Raw genomic sequence first — 23,617 nt, 5'->3', positions numbered from 1 at the left:
TCCTGCGTCCAAGGGGAGGGGAATCGTGATGAAGGTCGAGGTGCGGCTGCTCGGGCCGCTGGAAGTGCACGGACCGAACGGCCAGGTCCACTTCACGGGAGCACGAAGACGCGCGGTGTTCGCGTTGCTGGCGCTGCGGACCGGCAAGATGGTGTCGCGGTCGGCGCTGGTGGACGGGCTGTGGGGCGAGGACGTGCCGCCGACGGCGACGAAGACGTTGCAGGGCCACATCGCGAAGGTTCGCAAGGCACTCGGTGTGGACGGCGTGATCCTGACCAGAGAACCCGGCTACCTGCTCGACGTCACACAGGTCGTGGTCGACGTCGAGGAGTTCGACGAGCACGTCCGACGCGGTGACTACCAGGCGGCTCTGCGGCTGTACCGGGGTGAGCCGCTCGCGGACTGCCCGGTCGAGGGGTGGGCGAGCGCGGAGATCATCAGGTTGCGGGAGGCGGTGGCGTCCGCCGAGGAGAACCACGCGGCGGCGCTGTGCCTCCAAGGCCGCTACGCCGAAGCTATCGGGCAACTGGAACGGCTGGTGGCGCTGTATCCGTTGCGGGAGTCGTTGTGGGACCTGCTGATGGACGCGCAGCAACGGGCGGGCAGGCCGGGTGACGCGCTGCGGACCTACCGGCGGGTGCGGACGCTCATGATCGAGGAGTTCGGCATGGAACCCGGCGACGCGTTGCGCCGCCGGGAAGCCGTGGTGCTGTCTAGAACGGGCTCGAAAGCGTTCTCGACGTGAACGTTCTGGTCGACGTGCGCTGGTCGAACAACCGCACGCGGGCGAACAGCTCGTCGCCGCCGTCCGAGTCCTCGTCGAGCGCCGCGTACGGCACCCGGATGTCCATCTCGGCGCTCAGGCCGCCCTCCCAGGCGTTGACCCAGCTCAACGGGATGCGGAACTCCGCGTTGTCGAAGAACGGGTCGTCGCCCATGGCCCACGCGTCGATCGGGTCGCCGGGCTGGTCGATGATCGCCTGCGCGTCGGACTGGGACATGGTGATGTCGATGCCCACGTGCACGTCGTACTGGTCGCCGCCGACATGGGTGATCGAGAAGCAGATGACGTGCTTGGAGCCGCTCGAGCACGCCGACTTCGCCTCGGCCGCGCCCGACATCACGGTCATCATGCCCAGCGCGGCGAGCCCGATCGCGCCGAAGCGCACGAGGCGCTGCAGCAAGGAACTCTTCTTGTCCATAGCTCTCCTTGTGTCCGGCGCTCCTGCGGCGCCTGCACGAGTTCTACGAACCGCCGGTGGCCAACCGGCTGCCGCGCGGTGGTCAGGGCCGGTACGAGCAGCGGTAGCCGGTGGTGACGGACGAGCGCAGGGCGTCCGCTGTGGACGGTTCGGTCACCGCGATCGCGTCGATGGCACGGCGGATCGCCTTGCGCACCGCGGTTCTGGCGCGTTCGGCGGGTCCGGCGAAGTTCCTCGTACGTCCGCCGAGTCCGGTTTCGCGTTCCAGGTGGTCGAGCAATGCCTCCAGCTCGGCCTGTGCCCGAGGGTCCTCGTCGGCTCGGGCGCGGAGGTCGCGGACGCGCGCGAGATAGGCGGTGCGCGCCGATGAGTCGAGCACGGGCTGGTTGCCGCTGTCCTCACCGCCGACGAGCTCCAGCGCGGCGATGTCGGTTCCGGGCGCGGCCACGAGCCTGGCCAGATACCGCATGCCGACGAGGTCCTCGACGCGGACTTCGGTGCTGCGCCGGGACACGACCCACAGGCTGCCCTCACGCCGGAACGAGATGCGATCCGGCCGGGTCCACTGCGCGACGCGGTCGGTCATGCCCATCTCGGCCGCGTCCGCGACAGCCAGGTCCAGCAGGTCCCGCGCGCGGTCGCCGGCCACGACCTGGGCGAGCTGAGCGCGGGCGTACGCGGTCATCGGCCGGTTGCCCAACCGGATGTTAGTGGTGACCGCGCGTTCCAGGTGCGCGGCCGCGAGGTCGTGGTCGCCGAACGTCCTGGCCGCCATGCCCAGCAACAGTTCCGTCGAGCCGAAGCAGACCACGGCGGTGGCCGGCACGACCGGCAGGTCCGCGAACGGTTCCAGGAGGTGGTAGGCCTCGCGGGCGATCTCGGACTCCTCGAGCCCGGCGGCCACGTGCACGACGGAGAACATGCACGTGAGCCAGTTGCTGGTCAACGGAACCGCGGCCAGGCCGTTGATGGTCATCCGCTGCAACGCGGCCCGCGCGCGGTCGGGCTGCCCGGCCTCCATCGCCAGCAGTGCGTGCGCCGCCTCGAAGGTGAACTCCAGATCGGGGAGCGTGGGCGACTGCGTGACCGTCTCGGCGAGGTCGACCAGCTCACGGCCGTGCCCCTGCATCCAGCGGATCGCGAAGAAGTGCGTGCTGTGGAACGTCTCGGCGTCCACGTCACCCAGGTCGAGCCCGAGCTTCAGGCAGAGTCCGGCTTTCTGCTCCGCCGCGGCGAACCGTCCGGCGCGGATCGTGCGCATGACGTCCATGGCCGCGTGGAAGAACATCAGGCCCGGATGTCCGGCCGCCCGTTCGGCCAGCTCGACCTGCGACCGTTCCGCGTGCGGATCACCCAGGCAGAAAAGGTCCTGGGTGCGCCGGCACAACCCGCTGAGCGCCAGCAGGTCCAGCCCGGCCGCGGACGCCACCTCGATCAGCTCGGCGGTGAGGCCGAGCCGGGCGACGACGTGCTGGGGAGACCACAAAGCGTGATGCGCCAACGACAACGCCTCGGCGATCGTCAGCGGGTCACCGGTGGTTCTCGCGTGTTCCAACGCTTCCAGCACGGGCTCGCTCTCGCGCCGGTGGTATGCGTGCTCGGCCGCGAGGCGCGTGACCAGCCGGGTGCGCAGGGGTTCGGACGGGTCGGTCGCCAGCGCGTCCCGCAGCCGGGAGATCGCGAGCGCGCGGTCGGCCCGGCCGCGGAACTTGTTGACCCACATGCCCTGCAGCCCCAGTGCGGCCTCCGGGTGGCCGTCGCGCGCGGCCTGGTCGAGCAGGTCCCGCGCCTCGGTGATCCGGCCCTGCTCCAGCGCGGTGTGGGCACGAGTGACCAGATCGGCCTTGGTGGTGACGACGAGGACGAGCGGCAGCACGGGCAGGCTCCTGACGACAAACCGGGTGAGCTGCTCGTCGGTGTCGTCGACCAGGACCAACGCCGGTGTGCTAGCCAGAGCACCCACGACGTTGCGCCAGTACGCGGGTGTGTCCGCCTGGCAGCTCGCCCAGACGACCGCGAACCCGTGTGCGCGGGCGAGCTCCACGGCCCGTGCCTGGTCGTGCTCCTCGACCAGGAAGAACTGTCCGGCCCCCTGCTTCGCCCGTTCGAATGCCGCCTCCACGAGGAATTAAGTGGAGGCTGGCACACGCCACGTACGCGAACGAACGTATTCAGGGACTATGGACCCTCACATGGGGTAGGTGGCCGGGCGGGCGCGCAGGGTGATCCAGCGCGTCTCGGTGAAGGCCTCGATGTTGGCGGCGGCACCGCCGAACCGGCTTCCGGTACCCGAGGCGCCGGTTCCGCCGAACGGTGCAACGGCCTCGTCGCTGACCGTTTGGTCGTTGATGTGCACGATGCCGGTGGGGATGCGTTCGGCCAGCGCCAGGCCGGCTGCGGCATCCGCGGTGGCGATGCCCAGACTCAGGCCGTACTCGCTGTCCGCGGCGAGGCGGACGGCCTCGTCGGTGGTCGCGAACGAGAGGACCGGGGCCACCGGGCCGAACACCTCCTCGCGGTAGGCGGGCATGTCCGGGCGCACGCCGGCCAGCACGGTGGGGCGGTAGAACAGGTCGCGGTAGGTACCGCCCGCGGCGAGCTGCGCCCCGGCGTCCACAGTGGACCGCACCAGGTGGTGGATCTTGTCGCGCTGGCCGGCGTCGATGATCGGGCCCAGCGCCACGTGCTCGGTGGCCGGGTCTCCCACGGGCAGGGCCTCCGCCTTCGCCGCCAGCTTGGCCACGTAGGCGTCGACCAGGCTCTCGTGGACCAGGTGCCGGCCGGTGGTCATGCAGATCTGGCCGGAGTGCAGGTAGGAGCCCCACGCGCCCAGACCCACCGCGGCGTCCAGGTCCGCGTCCTCCAGCACGATCAACGCCGAGTTGCCGCCCAGCTCCAGGTGGGCCCGCTTGAGGTGGCGCGCGGCGAGCTCACCGACGCGGCGGCCCGCGGCGGTCGATCCGGTGAACGAGATGACCCGTACGCGCGGATCGGTCACCAGCGCTTCGCCGGTCGGGGCGCCGCCGGGCAGGACGTGCAGCAGGCCGTCGGGCAGGCCCGCCTCCTCGAAGATCCGGGCCAGCGCCACGCCACCGGAGACCGCGGTACGCGGGTCCGGCTTGAGGATCACCGCGTTGCCCAGTGCCAGTGCGGGAGCCACCGAGCGGATGGACAGGATCAGCGGGAAGTTGAACGGGGCGATCACGCCGACGACACCCGCCGGGACGCGGCGGGTCAGGGACAGGCGGTCGAACGCCGTGGGCAGGACCTCGCCCGCCGGTGCCGAGGCGAGGGCGGCGGCCTCGAAGCACTCCTGCGCCGCGGTGTCCGTCTCCACCGCGGCCTTGGGCGGGATCGACCCGGCTTCGCGCACCAGCCAGTGCTGGACGGACTCGGCGTGCTGTTGGAAGAGATCCCCGGCACGGCGCAGGACGGCGGCGCGTTCGTGGTACGGAGCGGCCGCCCAGGCACGTTGCGCTTCGGCCGCGGACTTGGCGGCGTGGGCGACGTCCTCGGCGTCGGCCACGCCGATGCGGGCCAGTTCGGCTCCGGTTGCCGGTTCGACGACGGGAGTGGTGTGCGCTGCCACCCTCCAGCCGTCGCTGAAGAAGCTTCCGGCCCAGGAAACCGGGTCGAGCAAGGAGTCTGCTGTGGACATCGTCGTTGAGTCCCTTCCGGGTCAGGCTTGGTGGAGTTCGGCCAAGGTCTCTTCGACGCGCGCCGCGGCACGTGTCATGCCCTCGCGTTCGTCGTCGATCAGGTCCCATTCCTCGATGCGGGCCACGCCCTTGCGGCCCAGCACCACAGGCACGGAGAGGCTCACGCCGGAGACGCCGTACTCGCCGTCGAGGACCACGGACGCGGGCATGACCGCGCCGGACTCCGTGGCCATCGCCTCGACCATGCGGGCGGCGCCGAGACCGGTGGTCCACGTCGACGTGCGGCCGGAGTCCAGTGCCACGTGGCGCTGGTACCAGGTGTCCACATAGGACTGTGCGGCGGCGCGCTGCCCGGCGGTCAGGGTGACGGGGTATCCGCCGGCGGACACGCTGCTGTACAGCGGAACCTGGTGGTCGCCGTGTTCGCCGAGCATCCACGCGTCCACGTCGCGAGGATGCCGGTTCAGCGCCAGCGCGATCCCGGTGCGCAACCGCAGGCTGTCGTTGAGGGTGTAGCCGACGAGGCGGTGCCGGGGGATCCAGCCCTGCCGGTGCACGTGGGTGAGCAACGGGTCGACCGGGTTGGTCAGCATCAGCACCACACCGGCGAACGACGAACCGGCCAGCGGCGCCAGGACCTCGTCGACGATGCGCGCGTTGTCGGCCAGGAACACCAGGCGCGAGCTGTTGAGCCGCAACGGGACCGCGGCGCTGAGCACCACCACGTCGGCGTCCAGGGCGTCGTCGACCGTGCCGCCGCGGACGGTGGTCGAGGTCCGGCCCAGCGCGGCCGCGTTCTCCAGGTCCATGGTGTGGCTGGTGATCATGTTCGGCCGGGTGTCGACCAGCACCACCTCGTACGTGCCCTCGGCGGCGAGCAGGTTGAAGGCGGCCGACGAACCGATCCCGCCGGCGCCTCCGATGATGACTACCTTCACCGGTGTCCTTCCGTGGTGGCGATCATGCGCGGTAGTGGGCGTCGGGCTCGACGACCACTTCGAGGAGCAGGGGTTCCTGACGTTCGGCGAGCGTGGGCAGCACGGCGTCCAGTGCTGCCAGCAGGCCGGGGAGGTCGTCCACGCGGTCGGCCGGGCAACCGAAGCCGCGCGCCAGTGCCGTGACGCTCACCTCGGTGAACGGGGGCCACGCCGGAGCGGCGGCACCCGCCTGTTCCGACAGCCGGTCCATGATCGCGTAACGGCCGTTGGCCAGGACGACGAACAGCGCGCCGACGCCGTAGTGCCGGGCGCTCCACAACGCCTGGATCGAGTACAGCGAAGCGCCGTCGCCGAGCACCGCGACCACCGGGCGGTCGGGTCCGGCCAGCCGCACACCGATCGCGGCGGGGAGGGCGAAACCGAGTCCTCCCATCGCCGCGCTGAGGAATCCGAGCGGCGCGCGGGCCGGGACGAGCGCGTGCAGATCCGGTCTGCTGGAGGGGGTTTCCTCCAGCAGCACGGTGTCGTGCGGCAGCCGTTGCGCCAGCGCGTCGAGCACGTGCTTGGCCCGCAACGGTTCTCCCGGGCCGGGCAGCGGAGGGCGCGGGCGCTCGATCGCCTCGCGCACCGGTCCGAGGAACCGCGACAACCGCCGGGCCAGCCGCTCCACCGTCTCGGCTGGGTCGCCGAGCACGGCGACCTCGGCGGGACTGCGGTGGGCTTCCTCCGGATCGTCGGTGATCACCGCGATCCTCGTGCCCGGTTCGACGAACGCGCCGGACTCGTAGGGGTACTGCCGGAACGCCGGTGCCCCGACGGTGAGCACCACGTCGTGTCCGGAAAGGACCTTCCGCAGTCCCGACCGCGAGGCCGGCAGGTGCCCGGCGAACAACCAGTGGTCCTGCGGGAAACCCGCGCGGGCTCCGAACGCCTCCTGCCACACCGGGCAGTCCAGCCGCTCCGCCAGTTCGGTCAGCGCGGCCCAGCCCGCCGGTGAGTCGTTGCCCGCGCCCGCGACGACGACCGGTGAGGTCGCGCCTTCCAGCAGCGCCGCGACCTCCGCCAGTGCCACGTCGTCGACCCGACGTCCCTGGTGCAGCGTCGAAGGCGCGATGAGTGCGTCCGGGTCGGCTTCGGCGTCCCAGTCGTCCATGGGAACGATGACGAGCGCCGGGCCGCGGCCGTCGCGAGCTTCGTGCCACGCCCTGGCGAGCGCGCCGGGCACGTCCTGGGGCCGCTCCGGCTGGTGCTCCCAGACCGGGTAGTCGCCGGCGAGGCCGTGCAGGCGCCCCGCCAGGAACGGTTCGGTGGCCAGGTGCCTGCGGTCCTGCTGCCCGACGACGACCACGAGCGGGGCGCGGTTCGCGCGGGCCGTGGCGAGCGCGCCGACGGCGTTGCCGAGACCGGCCGTGGTGTGCAGCAGGGCCAGCGCGGGCCGGTCGGTGCGCAACGCGTAGCCGGTCGCCATGCCGATCACCGACGCCTCGTGCAGGCCGAGCACGAAGTCCACATCGGACGGAAGGCCGGCGAGCAGGGACACCTCGGTGGAACCGGGATTGGCGAACAGGGTGGTGAGCCGGAAGCGGCGGAGCACCTCGAAACTGGCGTCTTTCACCGTGGGCACAGTGGCGAGTCCTTCCCGGGCGACCTGCGGGAACGCAGACGTTAGGGAGGAGCCGGCGCGGGTGACAACGCCTCGGTTCGCAATGCGAAACGGCTCAGGTCACGCCGGGCACGACCGCGCCGGTGGACAGCGCCGTGCGCAGGCGGCCGGTGATGACGCGCGCGGTGTCCAGGACGGCATCGAGCTCGGCGCGGCCGAGGCGTTCGACGGAGTACGCGATCGCCACCGCCGCCACGGCCGTGTCCGGTGCGGACGTGACGGGCGCGGCGATCGTGGCGAGCCCCGGGATGACCTCGTTCGCGGTGGCGGCGAAGCCGGTCTCGCGTGCTTTCGCGATCTCGGGCCGCTCGCCCGCACGGGGTGGTTCGGCCGAGAGGATCGCGATGCCGGGTGAGCCACGGGTGAGCGGATGGCGGTCGCCGGGGGTGTAGACGGTGCGGGACCGGGCGCTTTCCACCTCGACCGAGACCAGGGTGACCGCCTCGTCGCCGTCGCGCACGACGAAGAACGCGGTGAGCCCGACCCGCGCGGCGAGCTTCGCGATCTCGGGTTTGGCGATCCGTTGCAGCACCGGCAGTGCGTTGCGGCCCAAGGACTGCGCGCGCGTGCCGAGCACGTAGCCCTGCGGTGTGTGGACGATCAGCCGGTGGTCCTGCAGGGTCCGCAGCAGCCGGTAGACGATCGAGCGGTGCAGCCGCATCTGCTCGGCGAGCTCGGCCAGCGGGAGCGGCGCCTGGGAGAGCGCGATCAGCTCGAGCAGCCGCAGACCCCGGTCCAGGGTCTGCACCGACGGTCTCGGCGGGTCCGGCTGCGCCATTCGCTCACCCTACGCCGGGGACAGCAGTCGCTCGACCAGCGACGCGATGCCGAGCAGCCGCCGGTCATCGCCCCACGGCCCGTCGAGCGCGAGTCCGACCGGCAGGCCTGCGGTGGGCACCGGGACGGTGACGCCGGGCAGCCCGGCGATGCTGCCGGGGCCGGTGTTGCGGATGTAGGTCTCGAAGGTGGGCAGTCGCCGCCCGTCGAGCAGCACCTCGGTGGTGTCGCGGTCGAGCCGTCCGGCGGGCAGTGGCGTGGTGGGGAAGACCAGCGCGTCGACCGCGGACGTTGCGAAGATTCGCCGGTAACCGCCGATGAGCCGCTGTTCTCGCAGCAGCAGCGCACGTTCGTAGACCTCGGTCGTGACGGCGCCGTCCACAATGGAGCCCACGATGCTGCGGACATCGGGGCTGGCGATCCGGCTCGCGAGCTCCGCCAACCCGATCCCTGTCTTCGCCAGGTAGTCGGGCAGCGAGCGGGCCATCTCGTAGAACGTGATCGGGAAGCCGATGTCCCGCTCGATGGTCTCGAAGCCCTCCACGTGCACCGGCACCAGGGTGACTCCGGCGCGGCGCAGCACCTCCAGGCAGTGCTCCCACACCACTTCGGTCTCCGGAGCCAGTGGCGAGGTGAAGTAGGAGTCCGGCACGCCCAGCGTGAGCGCAGACGGTTCTGGTGGCTCGGTTGAACTCAGGTCCGCGGCCAGCACCGTGTCGAGCGCGATGAGACCGCTGACCGTCGCGGCCATCGGACCTACCGTGTCGCGGGTCGTCGAGACAGGGGTGACGCCGGAGCCGGGGTAACGGCCGGTGGTCGGGCGCAGCCCCGCGATGCCCGTGAGGGCCGAGGGCACGCGGACCGAGCCCCCGGTGTCCGTGCCGAGCCCGGCGACGGCCGCTCCCGCCGCGATCGCCGCCGCCGTGCCACCGCTGCTGCCGCCCGCGAACCGGGTCGGGTCCGCCGGGTTGTGCACCGGCCCGAAGGCGGCGTTCGCGCTGGTGGCGCCCAGTGCCAGCTCGTGCATGTTCGTCTTGCCGAGCACGAACGCGCCCGCCGCGCGCAGCCTCGCGACGACCACGGCGTCGGTGCTGGGCACGAACTCGGAGAGCCCGGGTGTGCCCGCGGTGCTCGGCATGCCCGCGACGTGGATGTTGTCCTTCACCACGACCGGGAGACCGTGCAGCGGCCCGGTTCGCTCCGAGTGGTCGGCGGCGTGGGCCAGGTCGGGTGCCCGGTCGGCGATCGTGATGAACGCGCCCAGCCCGGCCGTGCGCTCCACCTCGGTGAGCAACTCCTCGGTGAGCGCGACGCTCGAAAGACGTCCGGCGAGCAAGAGGTCGAGACGCGTCGTCATGTCCCCGGACCCTAGGACGTCGCTCTGACCTGGACAACGCGGTGGTTTCGCTATGAGAGACGGCCTCTGTCCATCCGGCACACCGCCGCTTAACTTCCCTGGCTCTCGGCCCACCTCCGGCTGCTCAGGAGCCCCCATGGAAATCTTCGAGAACGCGATGTCCAGGCGCACCCTGCTGCGTGCGGCAGGGCTCGGCGCGGCCGCCCTCGGCGCCGCGCCGCTGCTGTCCGCGTGCGGCGCCGGTCTCAAGGGCGCCGGTGCCAGTTCCGGCACGTCGGTGAAGATCGGGTACGTCAGCCCGCGCACCGGTGCCTACGCGGCCTTCGCCGAGTCCGACGCCTATCTCCTCAAGCAGGCCAGGGACTTCTTCGCCAAGGGGATCAGCGCGGGTGGCACGAACTACTCGGTGGAGATCCTCGACCGCGACACCGGATCCGATCCCCAGCAGGCGGCGACGGTGGCCGACGAGCTGATCTCCCGGGAGAAGGTCGACCTCGTGCTGGTCACGGCCACCCCGGAGACGGTGCACCCGGTGGCCAACAAGTGCGAGGCCGAGGGCGTGCCGTGCGTCTCGACGATCGAGCCGTGGCAGGCGTACTTCTACGGCCGCGGCGGCTCGCCGGAGAAGACCTTCAAGTACACCTACCACTTCTTCAACGGCATCGAGCAGGTCGCGACCGTCGAGAGCGACATCTGGAAGCTGATGGACACCAACCGCAAGGTGGGCGTGCTGTGGCCCAACGACGCGGACGGCGCGGCCTTCCGCGACACCACGACGGGCTACCGCGCCCAGCCGTCCACGCAGGGCTTCACGTTCGTCGACCCCGGCGCGTACGAGAACGGCACCAAGGACTTCTCCTCCATCATCACCCGGTTCAAGCAGGAGGGCGTCGAGATCCTCGCGGGTGTGCCGACGCCGCCCGACTTCGCGACGTTCTGGACGCAGGCCGCCCAGCAGGGTTTCCGGCCGAAGGTGGCCACGATCTCCAAGGCCATCCTGTTCGGCTCGTCGGTGGCCGCGCTGCCGAACGACCTCGGTGACCGCCTGTCGATCGCGAGCTGGTGGGTGCCGCAGTACCCGTACACCTCCACGCTCACCGGCCAGACGTCCCGTCAGCTCGCCGACGACTACGAGAAGTCGGCGGAGGCGGCCGGGCGCAGGTGGAACCAGGGCCTCGGCCCGAACCACGCGCTGTTCGAGGTGGCCAACGCGGTGCTCACGGCCGTCAACCCCAAGGACCGCGAAGCCGTGGCGGCACAGCTCGGCAAGACCACGATCGACACGATCCTCGGTCACCTGTCCTGGACCGGCGGCGGCGCGGGCAACCCGGTCCGCAACGTGGCCACCATTCCGATGGTCGGTACACAGTGGACGAAGACCGCCGCCGGGTCGTTCGACCTCAAGGTCGTCAGCAACACGCTGGCGCCGAAGGTCGCGATCGACGGCAAGGCGGCGTCGCTGTGACGGAACCGTTGCTGTGCCTCGAACACGTCGCGGTGCGCTTCGGCGCACTGCGCGTGCTCGACGACGTGAGTCTGGAGATCCCGCGCGGCCAGGCGGTCGGCATGGTGGGGCCGAACGGGGCGGGAAAGTCCACTTTGCTCAGTGCCGTCTCCGGTGTGACCAGGACGACCGCGGGCACCGTGAAGGTGGCCGGCCGCGACGTGACGCGGTTGCCGGCCGCCGACCGGTGCCGGCTGGGGATCGGCCGGTCGTTCCAGATCCCGCGCCCGTTCGGCGGTCTGTCGGTGTTCGAGAACGTGCTGCTGGGCGCGGAACGAGGTGCGGGGCTGCCGCGGCGCCAGGCCAGGGAACGGGCGTTGGACGTGCTGGCCACCACGGGAATGCTGGAGGTGGCGAACACCGCGGCGGGGACGCTGCCGTTGCTCGCCCGCAAGCGGCTGGAACTGGCGCGCGCACTGGCCACGAACCCGCAGCTGCTGCTGCTCGACGAGATCGCCGGCGGGCTGACCCAGGCCGAGGCGGACGAGCTCGTCGCCACGATCCTGTCCATCAAGGACGGTGGCACGACGTTGCTGTGGATCGAGCACGTGGTGAAGGCGCTCGTGCAGGTCGTGGACCGGCTCGTCTGCCTCGCCGGTGGCCGGATCTCGGCCGACGGCGACCCGGCCGAGGTGCTGGCCAGCGACGAGGTGGCCGAGGTCTACCTGGGAGGGGCACGCGCGTGAACCTGCTCCATCTCGACTCCGTCGACGCCGGTTACGGCGACTTCCAGGCGCTGTTCGGCGTCGGGCTGACCGTGGCCGAAGGGGAACTGCTGGCATTGGTGGGGGCGAACGGCGCCGGGAAGACCACCCTGCTGCGCACCATCGCGGGCGAGCTGAGCCCGTTCCGCGGCTCGGTCTGCTTCGCCGGTGGGGACGTCACGGCCCTGCCGGACGTGCGGCGGGCGCGGCTCGGCATCGGGCTGGTGCCGGAAGGCAGGCGGCTGTTCGGTTCCCTGACCGTCGAGGAGAACCTCCAGGTCGGGGCCGCCACCGGACGGTCCGGCCCGTGGAACCTGGCGACGATCTACGACCTGATGCCGCTGGTGGCCGATCGCCGCGACCGCAAGGCAGCGCACCTCTCCGGTGGTGAACAGCAGGCGGTGGCGATCGCCCGCGCGTTGATGGGAAACCCCCGCCTGCTGCTGCTGGACGAGGTCTCGCTCGGACTGGCGCCGGTGGTCGTCGACCGGCTGTACGCGTCCCTGCCGGACATCCGCGCGAACGGCATGACCGTCGTCCTCGTGGAACAGGACCTGACGCGCACGTTCGAGGTCGCCGACCGGATCGCGTGTGTCCTCGAAGGACGGATCGTCCTCACCGGTGCCGCCGGTGAGCTGACCCGCGACCAGGTGACGGCGGCCTACTTCGGCACCTCGGAGGTGGTCTCGTGAACTGGGTGAACGCGCTGGTGCAGGGAATCCTGCTCGGCGGGATCTTCGCGATGGCGGCGAGCGGGCTGTCGTTGATGTTCGGTGTCATGAGGATCGCCAACCTCGCGCACGGCGATCTGATGATCCTGGGCGGCTATGTGGCGGCGGCGTGCGCGACGTACTTCGGCGTGCCGGTGTGGCTCACGGCGGTCGTGTCGACGGTGGCCTTGGGGGCGCTGGGTTTCGCCGTCCAGCGGCTGCTGCTGGACCGCGCGATGCGGGTGGGTGAGTTCACCCCGCTGATGGTGACGTTCGGCCTTTCGGTGATCATCCCGAACGCGTTGACGCAGATGTTCTCCAACGACGCCGTGCCGTTGGGAATCGGCGCGCTCGGCACGGCGAGCATCGACCTCGCGCCGGGGCTCGCGATCGGCTGGTTCCCGTTGCTGACCCTGGTCGCCTCGGTGTTCGTGCTCACGGGGCTGCACCTGTTCCTGTACCGCACGCAGTACGGGCGGATCACCCGCGCCACGTCCGACGACAGCCGGACCGTGCGGCTGATTGGCGTGGACAACCGGCGGGTGTACGCGCTGACCACGGTGATCGCGCTGGGCACGGTCGCGCTCGCCGGCACCCTGTACACGATGCGGCAGGGCGGAGTCACGCCGTTCGAGGGGCAGCTGACGGTGCTGTTCGCGTTCGAGACCGTGATCATCGGCGGCCTCGGGTCGTTGTGGGGCACGCTCGCCGGGGGAGTGGCGCTCGGCATCGCGCAGTCGGTCGGCGCGCAGCTGTCGCCAGACCTGCCGCTGCTCGCCGGGCACGTCGTTTTCCTGCTGGTACTGGTGTTCCGGCCGCAGGGCCTGTTCGGGAAGGGAGTGACCGCGTGAACGTCTCGGTGTCGCGCGGCGGGCGTGCCGCGGTCCTCGGTGTCGGCGGTTTCGCGTTGATCGTCGTCGTGCTGGCCGCTTTGCCTTATCTGGTCGAGAGTTCGGTGACCGGGCAGCTGGTCAAGCTGTGCTACCTGATCACGCTGGCCACGATGTGGAACCTGCTCGCCGGCTACGCGGGCATGATCTCCGTCGGGCAGCAGGCGTATCTGGGGCTCGGCGCGTACGTGCTGTTCATCGTCAACGACCACGGTTTCGACGTGTACACGGGCACCATCGTCGTGTCGGTGGTCGTCGGGCTGGTCGCCTGGCCCGTGTCCTACCTGGCGTTCCGGTTGCGCGGCGGGTACTTCGCCGTGGGCACCTGGGTGATCGCCGAGGTCGTGCGGCTGGTCGTCATCCGCTTCGACGCGCTCGGCGCCGCCCGTGGCCGCAACCTCAGCACGATCACCGAGGATCCGGTGCTGCGCCGCGCCTACACGTACTGGCTCGCGGTCGTGGTGATGGCCGCCGCCGTGGCCGGCACCTACCTCGTGCTGCGCAGCCGGGTCGGCCTGGACCTGCAGGCCATCCGGGACGACGAGGTCGCGGCGAGCTCGCTCGGCGTCCGGGTCACCCGAGGCAAACGGCTCATCTACGTGCTGTCGGCGGCCGGATGCGCCGCCGCGGGCGCGGTCATCTGCGTCAGCAGCCTCGGGGTCGCCTCGCCCACGCAGATCTTCGGGGTCCAGTACTCCGCCCTGATGATCTTCATGGTGATCATCGGGGGCGTCGGGACGATCGAGGGGCCGATCATCGGCGCGGTGGCGTACTTCCTGCTGGACAAGTACTTCTCGCAGAGCGGCGTGTGGTACCTGGTGATCATCGGGGCGGCCGCGATCGTGGTGTCGCTCTACCTGCCGCGCGGATTGTGGGGTCTGGTGAGCCGCCACGGCAGGTACGCGGTTTTCCCGGTCGCGCACCGAGTATTGTCCAATTAGGACGAAAGAACCGGCCCGCGTGTCACGCGGGCCGGTTTCGTGTTCAGGAAACGAGTTCCTCGGAGACTTCCTCCAGCGCGGGGAACAGCGGCGTGCTGCCCTGCTCCGGCGTCACGACGAGCGCGGACGGCCGTGTGTTGAGCAGAAGGCGGGCCACGTCCGGGCGGGCGTAGTGCCCCGCAGGGTCCGCCGCGTTCTTCGCGAGGTCGATCAACGCGAGGTCGATGTCCGCCAGCACCAGGCCTTCCTCGTGCTCGTCGAGCGGCTTGCTGAGCAGGCTGGAGTCCGGCCCGTACACCCTGGAGCAGCCGGAGCCCGCGGTGACGAGGGCGCGTTGCTCGTCGGTGCTCGCGAAGACCTCGATGCCGGCGTCGCTGATGACCTGGGTGGCGGTCACGACGAAGCAGCCGCCTTCCAGCGCGTAGGTCTGGGTGACGGCCATGTTGGCCTCCGCGCCGAGAGCGGGCGCGATTCCCTTGTACAGCCCGAAAGCGGGCCAGGACGCGATGTGGATCTGCTCGTGCTGGGTGAACATGGCGTACTTGGTGAGCGACTGCAGGTGTTCCCAGCAGTTGAGGGCGCCGAGCCTGCCGAGGTGGGTGTCGACGACCTTGAGGTGGCTGCCGTCGCTCTCGCCGAACAGGCTGCGCTCGACGTGCGTGGGCTTGAGCTTGCGGCGGTGCAGCAGCACCTCGCCGTCCGGTCCGATGACCGTCTGTGTCATGTAGAGGGTGCCGTGGTCCTTCTCGCTGTAGCCGAGCGCCACGGTGATGTCGTTGCGGCGGGCGGCTTTCCTGATCGCGGCGAGGTGGCGGCCGTCCACGGTCAACGAGTTGGCGTGGTAGCGGGCGACGTACGGCATCTGCCCGGCCACCGGGCCGAGCCACAGGAAGATCGGGTACCCCGGCAGCCAGGTCTCCGGGAAGGCGACCAGTGCGGCGCCCGCGGCGGCCGCCTCCTCGATCAGCGCGATCGTCTTGTCGACGCCCGCGTCGACGTCCAGCCACACGGGTTCGGCCTGGACCGCGGCCACGCGGTAGGTGTCGGGCATGGAGGCCTCCTGTGCGCACCAGTGGAAAGTGCGCTCACGCTAGGCGCCCGCGCGCGCGTGATGAGGCGTTTCAGGCACCGGCAGGCGGCGTTCCGCGCACCGTGCGCGCCTCCGCCGGGGCGACTCCGTAGCGCCGCACGAAAGCCCTGGTGAACGTGGTCCGGTCGGGGAAGCCGAACTGGGCGGCGATCGAGGCGATCGTGCGGTGAGCCTGGCGCGGGTCGGTCAGCGCCCGGTGCGCGGCCTTGAGCCGTTCGGTGCGGATGAACGCCGCGGGCGACGTACCGCTGCCGGCGAACAGTTCGGTGACGTGACGGGGCGAGACGCCGTGCGCACGCGCGAGCACCGCCGGTGACAGATCCGGATCGGCGAGATGCGTCGACACGAACTGGCGCAGGACGGGCAGCAGTGGTTGTGCCGCAACGGTGTTGGTCGTCGTGGCGCGCAGTGCGGTCGCGAGCACCTCGATCGCGGTCCAGCCGAACTCGGCGCGGTGCTCGGGGTCGAGGTCGGGCGAGGTGGCGACGAGCTCCTGGAGGAACACCGCCAGCAGCCGCGTGGCGGGAGAACCCGCGGGCACGTCCCGGCCGCACAGCCCGGCCGCGTCGTCCAGCCGGTCGCGCAGCATCCGGCGGGGCACCTGGAGCACGATCTCCCGCGTGCTGGTGGGAAACAGCAGGCGATAGGGCCGCGTGGTGTCGTACAACGCACCCGAACCGGGCTGCAGGGTCACCACGCGGTCGTCCTGCACCACCGTGCCCATCCCGTGCAGGTGCAGCGAGAACAGGTAGTCCTCGCGAGGCTGGCTCCGGGTCAGGCGGTTGGTGCGCAGGACGACGGACGGACCGTAGGTGCGGACGTCGGTCACCGTCACGCCGGACAGCAGAACGGTCTGCTGGACGGTTCCGCGGAACGCGTCCGCGGTGTCACCGAGGGTGAGCGGCACGAAGCTGTGGCTGATCACCTCAGCCCATTCGTCCTTGCCGCGCGCCTCGATCGGTGCCACCACGTCATTGTGCGTCATGGGAGTGGATCGCGGGGGGACGGTCCGACCGCAGAGGCGCGCTGCGGCGAGCAGACCGTCCACCCCGCCCGCCCGGTGCGCACCGGCGTCCGTCGCGGGAGCCGACGCCGGAATCGGAGAGTCACCGGGCACGCTGAGGGCGGCCGAAAGTGCCGGGCCGCCCCCGAGCGAGCTCACGCGGCGGGAGTGACGACGCGGTGGCCAGGCAGCATCAGGCCGCCGTCGTCGAACAGCACGATCCCGTTGCACAGCAGGTACCAGCCCTGCTCGGGATGAGGGACGACGATCTCGGCGCGGCTGCCGCGCGGGTCCGCCGCGGCAGGGCACTGGGGCTCGTGTTCGCACATGGCTGTCGCTCCCGGTGGACCGGCTGCCGGTTCCTCACCGGCCTCGAGTTCCGGGCCACGTGGAGAGAGCCTGCGCGCCGCGCCCTCGCCGACACATCGGGAGAACTACGGAGAAGGCTACGGATCCTGCGGGGCGGCGGGCACCGCGTTACCTTGGGGCGTTATGAGCACGGTGGTCCGGACATCGGGTCTCCCACTGGAGCTGAGCAGCTTCGTCGGCCGCCGGCACGAGGTCGGCGAGGTCAGGCGGCTGCTGGCGGAGTCGCGCCTGGTGACCCTGACCGGACCCGGCGGTGTGGGCAAGACGCGCCTCGCCGTCGAGGTCAGCAGGGTCATGCACCGGGCGTTCCCGGACGGGGTGGTGCTGGTCGAGCTGGACCAGCTGCGGGACGCGGAGCTCGTGTCGAACGCGGTGGCGCTGGCGGTGGGCATGCGCGAGGCCGGGCGGACGTCGCTCGAGATGCTCGTGTCCTACCTGGAGTCGCGTCGGCTGCTGCTGGTGCTGGACAACTCCGAGCACCTGGTCGACGCCGTCGCCGGGCTGTCCGGCGCGCTGCTGCAGCACTGTCCCGAGCTGCGGATCCTGGCCACCAGCCGGGAATGGCTGGGCGTCGCGGGCGAGGTCGTCATGCCCGTGCCACCGCTCGGCGGCTCCGAGGCCGTGACGCTGTTCGGCGAACGGGCGGCGTCCGTGCGGCTCGGGTACACCGTGAACGCCGCCAACGAGGGCGTCGTGGCCGAGATCTGCCAACGCCTGGACGGGCTTCCGCTGGCGATCGAACTGGCGGCGGCACGGGTGCGCGCGTTGTCGGAGAAGGACATTCTCGTCCGCCTGCCCCAGTCGCTGGCGTCACCGAGGCGCGTGCTGCCCGCCCGGCAGCAGACGCTGCGGTCGTGCATCGAGTGGAGCCACGGTCTGTGCACGGAACGGGAGCGGCTGCTCTGGGCGCGGCTGTCGGTGTTCGCGGGCGGGTTCGAGCTCGACGCCGCCGAGGACGTGTGCTCCGGCGCCGGGCTCGCCGTCCACGACGTGCTGAGCACCGTCTCCTCGTTGCTGGACAAGTCGATCCTCGTCGCGGAGCAGCACGGCGACGTGATGCGCTACCGGATGCTGGAGACCATCCGCGAGTTCGGGGTGGAGCGGCTGGAGCACCTCGGTGAGCACGCCGGACTGCTCCGCCGGCACCGCGACTTCCACCTCGGCCTGATCGAGCGGGCCAACGACGACTGGGTGAGCCCGCGGCAGGCGGTCTGGTTCGCCCGGCTGGACCGCGAGCACGCCAACGTCCAGGCGGCCGTGGACCACTGCCTGCGGCAACCGGGCGAGCTGGACGCCGCGTTCCGGATGCTGGCCGGGCTGTTCCACTTCTACTGGTGGGGCCGCGGCTGGGCCAGGGAGGGACGCCTGTGGCTCGCTCGTGCGCTCGACCGGCCGGGCCCGCCGTCCGTCGAGCGCGCCAGGGCTCTGCTCACCGACGGCAGCCTGGCGTCCGCGGACGGGCAGTTCGACATCGCCCTGCGCCGCCTGGCCGACGCGAGGGCCGACGCCGGGTTGCTCGCGGACCCGAGCATCGCGGCCTTCGGCTGCTGGGTGGAAGGCAGCGTCGACCTCTACAGCGGCAAGCTGCCCGAGGCCGTCGAAGCCTTCGAGCAGGGGATGGCGGTGCTGCCGCCCGGAGTGGACGTCCAGTGCCGCCTCGACCTGATGCTGAGCTACTCGAGCGCGGTGGGCCTGCTCGGCGACGTGGCCCGTGCGACCGCCTGCCACGAGGAGTGGTTGCGGCTCACCGAGCCCGCGGGTGAGTGCTTCCACCGGTCGTACGCGCTGTGGAGCATGGGCCTGTTCGCGATGACGCGGGGCGAGCACGACCAGGCCGCCGAGCTGCACCGCGAGAGCATCCGGCTGCGCCGCGACATCCGCGACCTCACCGGGATCGGATGGTCGACGGAGTCGTTGTCGTGGGTGGAGTCCGCGCTGGGGCACGACGAGGTGGCGGCCACGCTGCTCGGTGCGGCGGACCGGGTCTGGGAGATCATGGGCCGTCCACTTCGGACCTACCAGCACCTGTACCCGTACCACGAGGAAACCGAACGGGTCGGGCGAGAACGGTTGGGCGGCAAGGGGTTCGAGTACGCGTTCGTGCACGGGCGGGCGATGAGCGTCGACGAGGCCATCGCGTTCTCCCTGAACGAGAAGGCTGCGGCCGTCGAACCGGCCGAGCCGCCGGCCGTGCTGACCCGGCGGGAGCGCGAGATCGCCGGGCTGATCGCCGAGGGACTGACCAGCAGGCAGATCGCGGACCGGCTGGTGATCTCGGTGCGGACCGTGGAGACCCACACCGAGCACATCCTCGCCAAGCTCGGGGTCAGGTCGAGGGTGCAGGTCGCGAACTGGGTGTCGCGGCAAGGCTGACCGGTGCGGTGAGCAGGCCGATCACCAGGTCGACCAGCTCCGCGGCTGAAGCAGGGTCGTCCGGCGGCAGGTCGCCCGCGCAGACGGCCCGTTCCCGGTCGGCGAGCAGGGCGAACAGCACGGTGGGCAGGACGCGCAGCCGGCGACGCCTGACCGCGGGCGGCAGGTCGTGCAGCGCGCGGTCGAGGCGCAGGATGATCAACCGGACAGCGGCTCGGCCGGCCCGGTCGAGGTTGGTGTCCGCGGCGAGCGCCGGGTGGGTGCGGACCTGTTCGAGGAACCGGGCGTAGTGGGTTGCGCCGTGGTCGTAGGGGACGGTCAGCATCGGCACGACCAATGCCCCGACGAGGGCGCGGAGGTCGTGCGCCTTGCCCGCGGCCTCGCTCTCGGTGAGCAGTTCGAGGCGGTGCTGTTCCAGGTCGGCGATGCGGAACGAGGCGACGGCGTCGATCAGTCCGTCCCTGCCGCCGAAGTGGTACTGAACAGCGGAGTTGTTGCGCTGACCCGCGGCCGTCGCGATGTCGCGCAACGGCACGTCGAGGCCGCGCTCGGCGATCAACCGCTCGGCGGCGACGATGATCCGCTCTCGGGCGTCCGCGCTGGCCACGCCATCACGTTAACACGCATGTCTTGACTTTTAAGCGCGAGCGCTTAAGTCTGGCCACGTGGTGACGGACATGTTCGCGCTGCCCGACGCGGTGGCGGTGGTGACCGGAGCAGGCCGCGGGATCGGTGCGGCGTCGGCGATAGCGCTCGCCGAGGCGGGTGCGGACGTGGTGATCAGCGCACGTACCGCGGACCAGCTGGACGAGGTCGCCGGCAAGATCGAGGCGCTGGGGCGGCGGGCGGTGGTCGTCGCGGCGGATCTGTCCGATGTGGACGCCGTGACGTCGTTGGCGCACACGGCCGCCGAACGGTTCGGGCGGCTCGACGTGGTGGTGAACAACGTGGGCGGCACGCTGCCGAACACGTTCCTGACCACGACGCCGGACTTCCTGGAAGAAGCCTTCCACTTCAACGTGACCACCGCGCACGCGCTCACCGTCGCGGCGGTTCCTCACATGCTCGCGGGCGGTGGCGGGTCGGTGGTCAACATCTCGTCCGTGATGGGCAGGCTGGCGGGACGCGGGTTTCTCGCCTACGGCACGGCGAAAGCGGCCCTGACGCACTACACGCACCTGGCCGCCACGGATCTCGCGCCGCGGATCAGGGTGAACTCGATCGACGTGGGCTCGGTCCACACCTCGGCGCTGGACGTGGTCGCGCGCGACGAGAAGATCAGGACGTCGATGGAACAGGCGACACCGTTGCGCCGGCTCGGGAAACCGGAAGAGGTCGCGGCGGCGGTGCTGTTCCTGGCGTCCCGGGCGTCCGGCTACACGACCGGCTCGGTGCTGCGGGTCGACGGCGGGATCGGCGCCCCCAACCTGGACTTCAAGCTGCCTGATCTCTGAGGAGGCTCGGATGCGCGTGGTGCAGTGGAGCACCGGCAACGTCGGCAGGTGGGCGCTCAAGGGCATCCTCGGCCACCCCGGTCTGGAGCTGGCCGGCGTGTGGGTGTCGAGTTCTGCCAAGAACGGCCGGGACGCGGGCGAGCTGGCCGGGGTCGACCCTGTCGGGATCCTCGCGACCACGGACGCGGCCGCGTTGATCGAGTTGAAACCCGACTGCGTGGTCTACACGGCGATGGCCGACCACCGGCTGAACGAGGCGATCGACGACCTGTGCCTGTTGCTGCGCAACGGGATCAACGTGGTGGCCAGCGGACCCGTCTTCCTGTCCTTTCCGGACGGCACCGTGCCGCCCGAGGTGGTCGAGCCCGTCCGCCAGGCCGCGGCCGAGGGCGGAAGTTCGTTGTGGGTCAACGGCATCGACCCCGGCTGGGCCAACGACTGGTTGCCCCTGATGCTGTCCGGCACCTGCCAGCGCATCGACCTTCTGCGCTGCTCGGAGATCCTCGACTACTCCACCTACGACAACCCGTTGGTGCTGTTCGACATCATGGGGTTCGGCTCGTCGCCCGACCAGACCCCGCTGCTGCTGCAACCCGGGGTGCTGACCCTCGCCTGGGGCAGCGTGGTCCGTCAGCTGGCAGCGGGTCTGGATGTGGAACTGGACTCGGTCGTCGAGCACCACGAACGGTTCCCTGCACCGGAACCGTTCACCGTCGCCGGCCGCACGGTCGAGGCGGGCACGATGGCGGCACTGCGGTTCACGGTCAGCGGCATGATCGGGGAGGAGCCCGTCCTGGTGCTCGAACACGTCACCAGGCTCCGGGCGGACCTCGCACCGGACTGGCCGCAGCCCGTCGGCACCGGTTGCTACCGCGTGGAGATCACCGGCGAGCCGAACTATGTGCTGGACCTGCGGCTGGTCGGCAGCGACGGCGACCACAACACCGCGGGAGTGGCGTCCACCGCCATGCGGCTGGTGAACGCCATCCCTGCGGTGGTCGCGGCCCCGCCCGGCCTGCTGACCGCGCTCGACCTGCCCCTGACGCCGGGACGAGGGCTGGTGTGGGCCGGGAAGCCGTGACCGATCAGCTCTCCGAACTCGCCAGTCGCCGGGCCCTGCGCCGTTCCGCCACTCCTTCGACGATCGTGTAGAGCGTCGGCACGAGCACCAGGGTCAGCAGCGTCGAGCTGATCAGGCCGCCGATGACGACGATCGCCAGCGGCCGCGAGATGAACTCGCCGCTGCCGGTGATGCCGAGCGCCATCGGGCTCAAGGCGCAGATCGTGGCGACGGCGGTCATGAGGATCGGGCGCAACCGTCGCCGCCCGCCTTCGACCACCGCCTCGTGCACGCTCATGCCTCGGGCGCGGTACTGGTTGATCAGGTCCAGCAGCACGATCGCGTTGGTCACCACGATCCCGATCAGCATCAGCAGTCCGATCAGCCCCGGCAGGCCGAGCGAGGTCCCGGTGAGCAGCATCAGCACCACCGCGCCCGTCGCCGCGAACGGGATCGACACCAGCAGGACGAGCGGCTGGACGACGCTGCGGAACGTGGCGACCATGATCAGGAACACCAGGACGACCGCGGCGGCCAGAGCCAGGCCCAGGTCGGTGAACGCCGCTGTGAGGTCGGCGCTCACGCCGCCGACGGTGTAGGTGGCACCGGCGGGGAGCTTCAGCGCGGCGAGCCTCGCCTCCAGGTCGTCCGTGACGGCCCCGGTGTCGGAGGTGTCGGGTGTGCCGGTGACCGACGCGTACCGGGCCCCGTCGATGTGCGTGACCTGCACCGGCCCCGCGACCCGCTGCACGGTGGCGAGTGCGTCGAGGCGGAGCGGGCCGGACGGTGTCGGCACCGGCAGGGCCTTGAGCGCGTCCAGGTCGGCCGGGGTGGTGCCGGTGCGCAGCACGATGTCGCGTTGCCCGCCGTCGATCGTGGCGGAAGTGAGGGTCAGCCCGCGGTACACCGTCGAGACGTGTTCGGCGATCGCGGTGTCGCTCAGGCCGTGGCGGGCGGCGGCCTCCCGGTTGACGGTGACGTCGACCCGCGGCGCGCTGGCTGCGAGGTTGCTGGTCACGTTGATGACCTTCGGTGTGGCCGCGACCGCCGCGCGGACCTGTTCGGTGGCCTGGGCGAGAACCGCGGGGTCGGAGGAGCGGACCACGACCTCCAGCCCACTCGAACCACCGCCCACGTCGTCGCCGACCCCGACGGTGGTCTTCCCGATGTCAGTCATCGCGGCGAGACGGTCCCTGACCTTCTGCGAGAACGCGGTGACGTCCGTGCCGTCCTTCACGGTGACCGTGAACGTGGCTTCGCCGCCGTTGCTCGCATCGCCGAACGAGCCGGTGCTGCCGGAAGCGCCGATCGTCACCTGCGAGCTCGCGATCTCCTGGTACTCGGTGAGGATCTTCTCGACCTTCCTCGCCGCCTCGTCGGTGGCCGCGAGGCTGGTACCGGCGGGCAGCTGCTGCTTCACGCTGATCGTCGTCGTGTCGCTGGAGTCGAGGTAGTTGATCTGCAGCTGGGTGGCGAGACCGGCCGTCCCCAGGAACACCAGGGCACCGACCAGCAGCGTCGTCACCCGCCGCCGGGTGGCGAACTCGATCACCGGCACGTAGATCCGTTGCAGCAGGCTGCGTCGTTCTTTCTCCTGCGCCTCCCGGTGGATCCGCTCAGGGTCGGCACCGGCGGGCGAGCGCAGGAACCAGTACGCGAACGCGGGCACGATCGTCAGCGAGACCACCAGGGAGGCGAGCAGCGCCACGGTCACGGTGATCGCGAACGGCCCGAAGACCTGGCCGATGAAGCCCCCGATGAACGCGATCGGCAGGAACACCGCGACCGTGGTGAGCGTCGAGGAGACGACCGCGCCGGTGACCTCCCGGACGCCGGACAGCACCGCCTCCCGTTTCGGTTCGCCGTAGCCGAGATGGCGTTTGATGTTCTCCAGCACCACGATCGAGTCGTCGACGACACGGC

21 protein-coding genes are annotated in these 23,617 nt (G+C 70.9%); 9 read left to right on the top strand and 12 right to left on the bottom strand.

Annotation, left to right across the window (positions count from 1 at the left end; translation table 11 throughout):
* The first annotated feature begins 28 nt into the window (after positions 1-28).
* Positions 29-745, top strand: coding sequence for a BTAD domain-containing putative transcriptional regulator (locus AB0M24_RS16995; RefSeq protein WP_363768270.1), 717 nt, complete (start codon positions 29-31; stop codon positions 743-745).
* On the opposite strand, the gene AB0M24_RS16990 is transcribed toward AB0M24_RS16995, so the two are convergent.
* The 7 genes from AB0M24_RS16990 to AB0M24_RS16960 form a co-directional block, all read right to left on the bottom strand.
* Positions 714-1,202, bottom strand: coding sequence for a hypothetical protein (locus tag AB0M24_RS16990; RefSeq protein ID WP_363767666.1), 489 nt, complete (start codon positions 1,200-1,202; stop codon positions 714-716). The genes AB0M24_RS16995 and AB0M24_RS16990 overlap by 32 nt on opposite strands.
* Before the next feature lie 82 nt (positions 1,203-1,284).
* Positions 1,285-3,324: a hypothetical protein gene (locus tag AB0M24_RS16985; RefSeq protein ID WP_363767663.1), complete on the bottom strand. Its 2,040-nt coding sequence runs from the start codon at positions 3,322-3,324 to the stop codon at positions 1,285-1,287.
* Between the two features lie 66 nt (positions 3,325-3,390).
* Positions 3,391-4,860 carry an aldehyde dehydrogenase family protein gene (locus AB0M24_RS16980; protein ID WP_363767660.1) on the bottom strand — a complete coding sequence of 490 codons (1,470 nt, stop codon included), beginning with the start codon at positions 4,858-4,860 and terminating at the stop codon, positions 3,391-3,393.
* A 21-nt stretch (positions 4,861-4,881) separates the two neighbouring features.
* Positions 4,882-5,799 carry a hypothetical protein gene (locus tag AB0M24_RS16975; protein ID WP_363767657.1) on the bottom strand — a complete coding sequence of 306 codons (918 nt, stop codon included), beginning with the start codon at positions 5,797-5,799 and terminating at the stop codon, positions 4,882-4,884.
* Between the two features lie 22 nt (positions 5,800-5,821).
* Complete coding sequence (locus AB0M24_RS16970; RefSeq protein ID WP_363767654.1) at positions 5,822-7,414, bottom strand: thiamine pyrophosphate-dependent enzyme; 1,593 nt, start codon at positions 7,412-7,414, stop codon at positions 5,822-5,824.
* A 103-nt stretch (positions 7,415-7,517) separates the two neighbouring features.
* The gene (locus AB0M24_RS16965; RefSeq protein WP_363767651.1) at positions 7,518-8,240 is read right to left on the bottom strand and encodes an IclR family transcriptional regulator; all 723 of its coding nucleotides are present in this window, start codon (positions 8,238-8,240) and stop codon (positions 7,518-7,520) included.
* A gap of 9 nt (positions 8,241-8,249) precedes the next feature.
* Positions 8,250-9,596 (bottom strand): amidase family protein, encoded by a 1,347-nt coding sequence (locus tag AB0M24_RS16960; RefSeq protein ID WP_363767648.1) that lies wholly within the window; start codon positions 9,594-9,596, stop codon positions 8,250-8,252.
* A 136-nt stretch (positions 9,597-9,732) separates the two neighbouring features.
* On the opposite strand from AB0M24_RS16960, the gene AB0M24_RS16955 reads away from it, so the two are divergent.
* From AB0M24_RS16955 to AB0M24_RS16935, 5 genes are read left to right on the top strand one after another with little or no spacing between them, the layout of a single operon-like run.
* Positions 9,733-11,061 (top strand): ABC transporter substrate-binding protein, encoded by a 1,329-nt coding sequence (locus AB0M24_RS16955; RefSeq protein ID WP_363767645.1) that lies wholly within the window; start codon positions 9,733-9,735, stop codon positions 11,059-11,061.
* Positions 11,058-11,786, top strand: a complete 729-nt coding sequence (locus tag AB0M24_RS16950; protein ID WP_363767642.1) for an ABC transporter ATP-binding protein — start codon at positions 11,058-11,060, stop codon at positions 11,784-11,786. The genes AB0M24_RS16955 and AB0M24_RS16950 overlap by 4 nt, the downstream gene beginning before the upstream one ends.
* Positions 11,783-12,496, top strand: a complete 714-nt coding sequence (locus tag AB0M24_RS16945) for an ABC transporter ATP-binding protein (RefSeq protein ID WP_363767639.1) — start codon at positions 11,783-11,785, stop codon at positions 12,494-12,496. The genes AB0M24_RS16950 and AB0M24_RS16945 overlap by 4 nt, the downstream gene beginning before the upstream one ends.
* Entirely contained in the window at positions 12,493-13,365 is an 873-nt protein-coding gene (locus AB0M24_RS16940) for a branched-chain amino acid ABC transporter permease (protein WP_363767636.1), read from the top strand. Before AB0M24_RS16945 ends, AB0M24_RS16940 begins: the two co-directional genes overlap by 4 nt.
* On the top strand, positions 13,362-14,345 hold the full coding sequence (locus AB0M24_RS16935; RefSeq protein ID WP_363767632.1) for a branched-chain amino acid ABC transporter permease: 984 nt from the start codon (positions 13,362-13,364) through the stop codon (positions 14,343-14,345). The genes AB0M24_RS16940 and AB0M24_RS16935 overlap by 4 nt, the downstream gene beginning before the upstream one ends.
* Before the next feature lie 43 nt (positions 14,346-14,388).
* Here the strand turns inward: AB0M24_RS16935 and AB0M24_RS16930 are convergent, their stop codons facing one another.
* The 3 genes from AB0M24_RS16930 to AB0M24_RS16920 form a co-directional block, all read right to left on the bottom strand.
* Positions 14,389-15,396 (bottom strand): carbon-nitrogen hydrolase family protein, encoded by a 1,008-nt coding sequence (locus AB0M24_RS16930; protein WP_363767629.1) that lies wholly within the window; start codon positions 15,394-15,396, stop codon positions 14,389-14,391.
* Between the two features lie 70 nt (positions 15,397-15,466).
* Positions 15,467-16,402 (bottom strand): helix-turn-helix domain-containing protein, encoded by a 936-nt coding sequence (locus tag AB0M24_RS16925; RefSeq protein ID WP_363767626.1) that lies wholly within the window; start codon positions 16,400-16,402, stop codon positions 15,467-15,469.
* 191 nt (positions 16,403-16,593) lie between these two features.
* Complete coding sequence (locus tag AB0M24_RS16920; protein WP_363767623.1) at positions 16,594-16,767, bottom strand: DUF5999 family protein; 174 nt, start codon at positions 16,765-16,767, stop codon at positions 16,594-16,596.
* 163 nt (positions 16,768-16,930) lie between these two features.
* Between AB0M24_RS16920 and AB0M24_RS16915 the strand changes: the two genes are divergently transcribed.
* Positions 16,931-19,180, top strand: a complete 2,250-nt coding sequence (locus AB0M24_RS16915) for a LuxR C-terminal-related transcriptional regulator (protein ID WP_363767620.1) — start codon at positions 16,931-16,933, stop codon at positions 19,178-19,180.
* On the opposite strand, the gene AB0M24_RS16910 is transcribed toward AB0M24_RS16915, so the two are convergent.
* Positions 19,134-19,787, bottom strand: a complete 654-nt coding sequence (locus AB0M24_RS16910) for a TetR family transcriptional regulator (RefSeq protein WP_363767616.1) — start codon at positions 19,785-19,787, stop codon at positions 19,134-19,136. The two genes, AB0M24_RS16915 and AB0M24_RS16910, sit on opposite strands and share 47 nt — an antisense overlap.
* 58 nt (positions 19,788-19,845) lie before the next feature.
* On the opposite strand from AB0M24_RS16910, the gene AB0M24_RS16905 reads away from it, so the two are divergent.
* Both AB0M24_RS16905 and AB0M24_RS16900 read left to right on the top strand, forming a co-directional pair.
* Positions 19,846-20,634, top strand: a complete 789-nt coding sequence (locus AB0M24_RS16905; protein ID WP_363767613.1) for an SDR family oxidoreductase — start codon at positions 19,846-19,848, stop codon at positions 20,632-20,634.
* 10 nt (positions 20,635-20,644) lie between these two features.
* Positions 20,645-21,715, top strand: a complete 1,071-nt coding sequence (locus AB0M24_RS16900; protein WP_363767610.1) for a diacylglycerol kinase — start codon at positions 20,645-20,647, stop codon at positions 21,713-21,715.
* 4 nt (positions 21,716-21,719) lie between these two features.
* Here AB0M24_RS16900 and AB0M24_RS16895 read toward each other — a convergent pair whose 3' ends face one another.
* Positions 21,720-23,594 carry an efflux RND transporter permease subunit gene (locus AB0M24_RS16895; RefSeq protein WP_363767607.1) on the bottom strand — a complete coding sequence of 625 codons (1,875 nt, stop codon included), beginning with the start codon at positions 23,592-23,594 and terminating at the stop codon, positions 21,720-21,722.
* Positions 23,595-23,617: the final 23 nt, after the last annotated feature.

This window comes from Lentzea sp. NPDC051838, from assembly GCF_040681245.1.
Lineage (GTDB): Bacteria > Actinomycetota > Actinomycetes > Mycobacteriales > Pseudonocardiaceae > Lentzea.
This window is presented reverse-complemented; position numbering and strand designations above follow the sequence as displayed.